This is a genomic window from Muricomes intestini (genome assembly GCF_004346165.1).
In the GTDB taxonomy this organism is placed as follows: Bacteria; Bacillota; Clostridia; order Lachnospirales; family Lachnospiraceae; genus Muricomes; species Muricomes intestini.
In genome coordinates, this window is the sequence record NZ_SLZZ01000011.1 from 114,564 (window position 1) to 122,926 (window position 8,363).

Consider the following 8,363-nt stretch of genomic DNA (forward strand, 5'->3'; position numbering starts at 1 on the left):
GATAAAAAAATGTTGCAGACATTGCAGGATAAGTTTTATGAGAATTTTATAGATGGCAAGCGCTGGGAATATATTTTAGACGGACTGGGGGTCACTTTGGAAGTGACCTTCTTTGCAGTTATTATCGGTATCGTGCTTGGATTTTTGATTGCAATTGTACGTTCCACCTACGATAAGACTGGAAAATTGAAAATACTTAATGTTTTGTGTAAGGTATATCTTACTGTTATCAGGGGTACACCTGTCGTTGTACAATTGCTGATTATTTATTTTGTTATTTTCGGCAGTTCTGATATTAGTAAGGTTTTAGTGGCAATCATGGCTTTTGGTCTGAATTCGGGAGCGTATGTTGCTGAAATATTCCGCTCTGGTATCATGTCCGTAGACAACGGGCAGTTTGAGGCGGGACGCAGTCTCGGTTTCAACTATGTACAGACTATGATTCATATTATTATGCCCCAGGCCTTCAAGAATGTTCTTCCGGCACTGGGAAATGAGTTTATTGTACTTTTAAAAGAAACTTCGGTTTCCGGTTACATTGCACTGCAGGACCTCACAAAAGGCGGGGATATCATTCGAAGCCGCACCTATGATGCATTCATGCCGCTCATTGGTATAGCGTTGGTTTACCTCGTCATGGTAATGATATTTACAAAACTTGTAAATATGCTGGAGAGGAGGCTGAGAAATAGTGATCACTGATGGACAAGTATTAATAAAGGTAGAAGATTTATATAAAGTTTATAACAACAGGCTTCATGCGCTGGATGGAGTTTCCGAGGAAATACGCAAAGGGGAGGTTGTCGTAATCGTCGGGCCATCAGGCTCCGGAAAATCCACCTTTCTCCGCTCCCTGAATCTGCTTGAGATGCCCACAAAAGGACATGTATATTTTGAAGGCGTGGATATTACAAGCAAGGAGACAGATATAGATTTGCATCGCCGAAAAATGGGGATGGTGTTTCAGCATTTTAACCTGTTTCCCCATAAAACCATACTCGAGAATATCACATTGGCTCCGATTAAGCTTCTGAAAAAAAGCAAAGAAGAGGCACAGGAAAATGCCATGGAATTGCTGAAATTGGTGGGACTGGAGGAAAAAGCAAATACCTATCCATCCCGGCTATCGGGAGGGCAAAAGCAGCGTATTGCAATTATACGTTCACTGGCAATGGATCCGGAGGTTATGTTGTTTGACGAACCTACATCTGCACTTGATCCGGAAATGGTCGGTGAAGTGCTGGAACTGATGAAAAAGCTGGCTCATGATGGAATGACAATGGTTGTGGTGACTCATGAGATGGGCTTTGCAAAAGAAGTAGCCTCAAGAGTTATTTTTATGGATGAGGGGAAGATAAAGGAGCAGGGGACGCCGGAGGAATTCTTTGATAACCCGAAGGATCCAAGGCTAAAAGAATTTTTATCAAAAATATTGTAGAGAATAGCAGATGAAATATGAAAGAATAGAAAAAGCGGTATTTCTGGAACGTCCGAATAGATTTATCGCGTATGCCGAATTGAACAGCAAACGTGAAACCATACATGTGAAGAATACCGGGCGGTGTGCAGAATTGCTCATACCTGGGGCTGTTATTTATGTGCAAAGAAATGACAGTCCGGCACGAAAGACTGGTTGGGATTTGATTGCAGTAGAAAAAGGCAAACGTCTGATTAACATGGATTCGCAGATTCCGAATAGGGTAGTTCAGGAGTGGCTTGAGTCGGGGCATCCATTTGGAGATAGGCCCTATGTGAAGCCGGAGACAACTTATAAGAACTCCAGATTTGACTTTTATGTGGAAGCAGAAGGAAGAAGAAATTTTATTGAAGTGAAAGGCGTGACCTTAGAAGAGAACGGTGTAGTTCGCTTTCCCGATGCACCCAGTGAACGTGCAGTCAAACATATGAGTGAATTGTCCAGTGCGGTGAAAGAGGGGTACGGGGCCTGGGTGATATTTGTCGTGCAAATGAAAGGGGTTCGGTATTTCATGCCAAATGTAGACACACACCCTGCTTTTGGTAACGCACTGAGGGAAGCCAGGAAAGCCGGAGTCAAGATTCTGGCCTATGACTGCAAGGTGGCGGCAGACAGTATTGAACTGGATGAAGCGGTGCCTGTAGTGCTGGGCAGCCCTGTCCTTAAAGAGGCAGTGGACCCGATTATCAGCTGGTATCGCGAAAACAAGAGAGACTTGCCCTGGCGGCATGATGTGAGTGCCTATCATGTCTGGATTTCCGAAATCATGCTGCAGCAGACACGGGTAGAAGCCGTAAAACCTTACTATGAAAGGTTTTTAAAGGAGCTTCCTACTGTAGAAGACCTTGCGGAAGTACAGGAAGATAAGCTGCTGAAGCTGTGGGAAGGGCTTGGATACTACAATAGAGTTAAGAATATGCAGAAAGCCGCACAGCAGATTATGATGGACTATCACGGAGAATTTCCTCATACTTACGAGGAGATACGCTCTCTTAAGGGAATTGGCAATTACACGGCAGGAGCTGTCAGTTCTTTTGTCTATGGGCTGGCAAAAGCAGCTGTGGACGGCAACGTACTGCGGGTGGTATCAAGGCTTACAGCCAGCAGGGACGATATTATGAAGGCAGGAGTCAGAACACGGATAGAGGCAGAAGTGGAAGAAGTAATACCACCTGACGCGGCCTCAGATTTTAATCAGGGGCTGATTGAACTTGGAGCTATAGTCTGCCTTCCGGGCGGAAAACCAAAATGTGGGGAATGTCCCGTTTCTTATCTGTGCCGTGCAAGGCTTTTGGGGGTGGAGAAGGAATTGCCTGTGAGGACGAAGCCAAAGGCGAGAAAGATTGAGAATAGAACAGTTCTGATTTTGAAAGACGGAAGTACTCTGGCGATAAAGAAACGACCGCCAAAAGGCCTCCTTGCCGGATTGTATGAGCTGCCTAATCTGGAAGGCCATCTAAACAAAAAAGAGGTCATAGAATACTGTCATTCTATTGGGCTTTCTCCCCTTCATATCAAGAAGGTGAAGGATGCAAAGCATATATTCAGCCATGTAGAGTGGCATATGATAGGGTATGAGATAAAAGTCGATGAATTGGAAAAAAACTGCAGCCGGGAAATGATATTTGCATCCAGATCAGAAATTAAGGAAAAATATCCCATACCCTCTGCATTTGAAGCTTACCGGGAGCGGCTCTGAAACTGCAACAAGGTTGTTTTAGAGTTCGCTCTGTTTTGTTGAACGATTATATGATTTATGATATACTTAAACGACAATCAACCGGATAGAAGGAGTGTTCAGTTATGGGCCAAAAGGCAGAGCTATCAAGGCAGCAGCAGAAGTCCCGGGAGACGAAAGAGCGGATATTTCTGGCAGCAAAGACAATCTTGAGAAAAAAAGGATACGAGGAACTTTCCATAAAGAATATCTGTGAGGAAGCAGGAGTATCTAATGGAAGTTTTTATCATCACTTTAAGACTAAGGATGATCTGCTTTCCTATTATATCGAGGAACAGCCCAGCATTAATCCGGATCTCCTGGATCTTCCAGGGAGTGCAGAGGAGGCAAAAACGGCAATCATTTATGTATATTTAAATTATGCCCGGTATTGCCGCGATCTAGGTGTAGAATTTATGTCTGCTTACTATGATACGAAGAACCAGGCATTAAATCCTGACAGTCGTACAGAGCGCCCATATCCTATCGTAACGGTGCAGACATATGTCGAAAGGGCAGTCCAGGAAAAAATTATACAGCTGAATGTAGGGATTGAAGAATTTACTACAGATATCAGGATGATTGTAATCGGAAATGTATTCGAGTGGTGTCTGCGCAGCGGAAAAGCCAATTTTGAAGGGAATATGAGACGGTCTTTAGGAAAATATCTGGACAGCACTATTTTTTAGTGAAAACTTTGTTAAGCTTTTCTAAAGCATATTGTTGAGAAGCTGGATTCGTGCTATAATCGGAGAAGCTATAAGAGATTCGTATTCAAAAAGAGGGAGAGTTCCATATGAGTCTTAAAGAGAAAGCTGCCGGTCTCATCAAGAAGTATAAGCATGCATGGGTGTTTGGATATATACTAATCTATATGCCCTGGTTTTTATATCTTGAAAAGCATGTAACATCAAATTATCATGTGATTCACATTGCGATAGATGATAAGATACCATTTGTGGAATATTTCATCGTCCCATACTTACTGTGGTTCGTTTTTATTGCTGCCACTTTTTTATATTTTTTCTTCACGGATGTAGAAGGATTTTATAGGCTGGCGAAATTAATGTTTACGGGAATGACCATTTTCCTGATTATTTCCACCCTGATTCCAAACGGTGTCAATTTACGCCCCGTATATTTTCCGCGAGATAATATTTTTACGGATCTGGTAAAAGCACTTTACCGTGCGGACACTCCCACGAATGTTCTCCCAAGCCTGCATGTGTTTAATTCTATAAGTGCCTGTATAGCCATCTGTGACAGTGCAGCCCTGCGCAAACATAAGATTATCAGCTGGAGTGCTTATGTCCTGGCAGGCCTGATTATTTTAGCCACAATGTTTTTGAAACAACACTCCGTCATAGATGTGATGGCCGGTGGATTGATGGCCTACGCACTCTTCCAGTTTGTATATGAACCAAATAAGAAAAAGGCTCCAAAGACAGCAGAACAAAAAATAGCTTCTTGGGGAAGATAGTTCTGAAAAAAGTTGATTTTTGCACTCCTCCTTATCGAGGGGTGTTTTCATATGTAACAGTTCAGCCATCAGCTCGATTCCACCCCAAGGGTACCGTCCTTGTTAAACAACCACACTATGGTTGCTAACCAAGGACATGTGCTGCGCTTCATCTCGCTGTGGCAGAGCGCCATATGAATTTTCGGCAGCATATGCATACGAAAGCAAGCTTTCTCCTGCCTACGCTGTCGAAAATTCGCATGGCTGAACTGTTACTTTCATATACTGGGAAGCCACGTTTCCTATAGCCAAAACAATTCAAGTGGTGTTATAATGTGAAAGGACTACAAACGGATTAGGAGGAAGCAAAAAGAGTATGGGTAAGATTATATTAACAGGAGACAGACCCACAGGAAGGCTGCATGTAGGGCATTATGTCGGTTCTTTAAAGCGGAGGGTAGAGCTGCAGAATACGGGCGAGTTTGACGATATATTTATTATGATAGCAGATGCACAGGCACTGACAGACAATGCAGACAACCCGGAAAAGGTACGTCAGAATATTATAGAGGTGGCTTTGGATTACCTGGCCTGTGGACTGGAACCAGAGAAGTCAACACTGTTTATACAGTCCCAGATACCAGAGCTTTGTGAACTTTCATTTTATTATATGAATCTGGTCACGGTATCCCGGCTTCAACGTAACCCTACTGTGAAGACAGAGATTCAGATGCGAAATTTTGAAGCCAGCATCCCGGTCGGCTTTTTCACATATCCTATCAGCCAGGCAGCTGATATCACGGCCTTTAAGGCAACAACAGTACCTGTGGGGGAGGATCAGCTTCCAATGCTGGAACAGACAAAAGAGATTGTCCGAAAATTTAATTCGGTCTATGGAGAGACACTTGTAGAGCCTGAAATTTTACTTCCGGATAATGAGGCATGCCAGAGACTGCCCGGCACTGATGGGAAAGCCAAGATGAGCAAATCTCTGAATAATTGTATCTATTTGTCTGATGAGCCGGATTCTGTAAAACAAAAAGTATTTAGTATGTTTACGGACCCGACACATATTAGAGTTGAGGACCCAGGCAAATTGGAAGGAAATACAGTATTCACTTACTTGGATGCATTTTGCAGGCCGGAGTATTTTGAAGAATTTTTACCGGATTATAAAAACCTGGACGAGCTGAAGGAACATTATAAACGTGGCGGCCTTGGTGATATGAAGGTGAAGCGTTTTCTGAATTCTGTGCTTCAGGCGGAGCTGGAGCCAATCAGAAAAAGAAGAAAGGAATATCAAAAGAATATTCCTTATGTATATGAAATATTGAAAAAAGGTAGCGAGAAAGCTGAAAGTGTGGCAGCTGAAACTCTCAGGGAAGTAAAAGGAGCAATGAAGATTAATTACTTTGAGGACCAGGAACTGATCAATGCACAGGCAGAAAGGTTTCGAGAAGGATAAGATGTGAATTATATTTAGCCCTTCATCTGTAATATTGAATTTATAGGTATAAAAAAGATGTACTTCCTTATAACGAAAGTACATCTTTTTGACGTGCGCGAGAAGATTCGAACTCCCGGCCTTCTGGTCCGTAGCCAGACGCTCTATCCAGCTGAGCTACGCGCACATGCTGGAACTGCTACGTTCACAGCAAAGATAATTATATAATAGATTAGAAGGCCTGTCAATATATTTGACAAAAAAAGTTGCAGTTGCGTAACAGTTCAGACATAAACTTCCTGATATTAAACCGGACGAAATAGATGTCTGGGGATACCGTCCACCATGATTGGAGATACATCACCTTGGATGAGCGGACGGACATAATTGACAAATGCATCTGTTACGTAGTTTCCGTCTTCATTTACCCATTCTCTGGGAACCAGCTTTTCGTCGTTGGCAATTTTGTGAACATCTTTTACTTCAGTGCCGCTTTGATAAGGATCATCTGAAAGGCGGTTCAATATCACCATCTTGCCTGAGTCTCCTTCGTCGGCCGCCTTTACTGCGGCGCCACCAACCTGGTAAGCTTCCAGAATATCCACCCGGGAGGCACAGTGGGAGGCAGAACGCTGCAAGCTGCTGAGCTCGATAGTGCGTGTCTTACATCCAAATTCACCGGCAATATAACTTGCAAGATAATTAGCCGTGCCGGAAAGCTGTTTGTGTCCAAAGGCATCTACAAAGTCAAGGCTCTGCCCAAGCTCACATACATAACGTCCGTCAGGCAGGCGCACGCCCTCAGATACAGCCACCACAACAGACGGCTTTTTTGACAAAAGTTCCTGTACCTTGAGGCCAAATTTCTCTATATCAAAAGGAAGTTCAGGAAGGTAAATTAAATCAGGTCCGGCACAGTCTTCTCCTTTTGCCAGAGCAGCAGCCCCCGTCAGCCAGCCTGCATTGCGTCCCATGATTTCCACAACGGATACGAGGCCCTTCTCATACTCCAGACAGAAACTGTCACGTATAATTTCCTTGACAGAGGTTCCAATATACTTTGCTGCACTTCCAAAGCCCGGTGTGTGATCGGTGAGGGCAAGGTCATTATCAATAGTTTTTGGGCAGCCTATGAAGCGGGCTGGATGCCCGGTGACAATTGCATAATCAGAAAGCTTCTTGATGGTATCCATGGAGTCATTTCCGCCAATGTAAATAAACGTTTCGATATTAAGTTTATCTAGTATATTAAATATCTTTTCATAAACTCCCCTATTCTCGTGAATACCGGGAAGTTTATATCGGCAGGAGCCCAGGAATGCAGCAGGAGTTCTTTTCAGCAATTCGGCATCCAGTTCAGTAATGATGAATTCGGATAAGTCAATATATCTTTCCTGTAATAGTCCCTGTATTCCATGTAGCATCCCGAAAATCTTGCCCGCACCACGGTCCCTCGCAGTGCGGTATACCCCGGCGAGGCTTGAGTTAATAGCGGCTGTAGGCCCTCCCGATTGTCCGACTATAATATTTCCTTGCATGTCTGTTACCTCCGTCTCCCGAATTAGTATTCGTTATGTTTTTAACATATAAATGATGTAGGGGTCAAAAGGTATTTTGCCCCCTGATACCTACGGATTGCTCCGCACTTTGTGCTCCCGCAATCCTAAAAACATTCGAAATCCGCCCTACTCGGGCTTCTTTCTCATGTTTTATGGGTCCCAAAGTCATGCTTTTTCATGCAAGCATGAAACGCATGACCTTTTGGCCCTGGTATCATATAAATTAACCTATAACAACATTTTAGTGCATTGTGCACATATTGTAAACGGTAAAAGCACAAATAAAGTAAAAATACACAAGACGATATAATATGACAAAAATAACCAAAAAGGAACTCAACCATATAGTTTTCCTGAATTACAAAAGTAAACCCGGTATGAAAGATTAAGTTCTACATACCCTAAAAAAATATGACAAATACAAAAGTTTTTGCACCGCATAAGCTTGTTTCGTGATAAAATAAGTCTAAATTTATAAACAACTCCAAAATTCAGACACGCTAAGTAGACCTCTGGGAATCGGCGTTTCCAAGACTAACTCCTACAGGTCGCTATCGTTTTTGTGAAAGTTGTCTAAGTGGTAGCGGTTTATAAATTTATATGGTTAATGCCTAAGCAGCTTCGGTGTCAGCACAACTTCGTCAGGTGCTATGTACCGAAGCTGCAGTGCTTTTATCACGTCTGGGCCAAACAGAGAATAGGACTCC

The 8,363-nt window shown here is 43.1% G+C and carries 7 protein-coding genes and 1 tRNA gene; 6 read left to right on the plus strand and 2 right to left on the minus strand.

Annotation, left to right across the window (positions count from 1 at the left end):
• The first annotated feature begins 9 nt into the window (after positions 1–9).
• The 6 genes from EDD59_RS09600 to trpS all read left to right on the plus strand — a co-directional run bounded on the left by EDD59_RS09600 (position 10) and on the right by trpS (position 6,118).
• Positions 10–702 (plus strand): amino acid ABC transporter permease, encoded by a 693-nt coding sequence (locus EDD59_RS09600; RefSeq protein ID WP_132381335.1) that lies wholly within the window; start codon positions 10–12, stop codon positions 700–702.
• Positions 692–1,438 (plus strand): amino acid ABC transporter ATP-binding protein, encoded by a 747-nt coding sequence (locus tag EDD59_RS09605; RefSeq protein WP_207670390.1) that lies wholly within the window; start codon positions 692–694, stop codon positions 1,436–1,438. The genes EDD59_RS09600 and EDD59_RS09605 overlap by 11 nt, the downstream gene beginning before the upstream one ends.
• Positions 1,439–1,448: 10 nt before the next feature.
• Complete coding sequence (gene mutY / locus EDD59_RS09610) at positions 1,449–3,176, plus strand: A/G-specific adenine glycosylase (protein WP_132381339.1); 1,728 nt, start codon at positions 1,449–1,451, stop codon at positions 3,174–3,176.
• Positions 3,177–3,280: 104 nt separating this feature from the next.
• Entirely contained in the window at positions 3,281–3,883 is a 603-nt protein-coding gene (locus EDD59_RS09615) for a TetR/AcrR family transcriptional regulator (protein ID WP_132381341.1), read from the plus strand.
• Between the two features lie 107 nt (positions 3,884–3,990).
• Positions 3,991–4,674, plus strand: coding sequence for a phosphatase PAP2 family protein (locus EDD59_RS09620; protein ID WP_132381343.1), 684 nt, complete (start codon positions 3,991–3,993; stop codon positions 4,672–4,674).
• Between the two features lie 355 nt (positions 4,675–5,029).
• A complete protein-coding gene (trpS, locus tag EDD59_RS09625) occupies positions 5,030–6,118 on the plus strand; it encodes a tryptophan--tRNA ligase (RefSeq protein ID WP_132381345.1) in 1,089 nt (362 codons plus the stop codon).
• A 92-nt stretch (positions 6,119–6,210) separates the two neighbouring features.
• Here the strand turns inward: trpS and EDD59_RS09630 are convergent.
• Together EDD59_RS09630 and EDD59_RS09640 are read right to left on the minus strand one after the other, a co-directional pair.
• Positions 6,211–6,284, minus strand: a tRNA-Arg gene (locus EDD59_RS09630).
• 118 nt (positions 6,285–6,402) lie between these two features.
• The gene (locus EDD59_RS09640) at positions 6,403–7,635 is read right to left on the minus strand and encodes a 6-phosphofructokinase (protein ID WP_132381346.1); all 1,233 of its coding nucleotides are present in this window, start codon (positions 7,633–7,635) and stop codon (positions 6,403–6,405) included.
• Between the last annotated feature and the right edge of the window lie 728 nt (positions 7,636–8,363).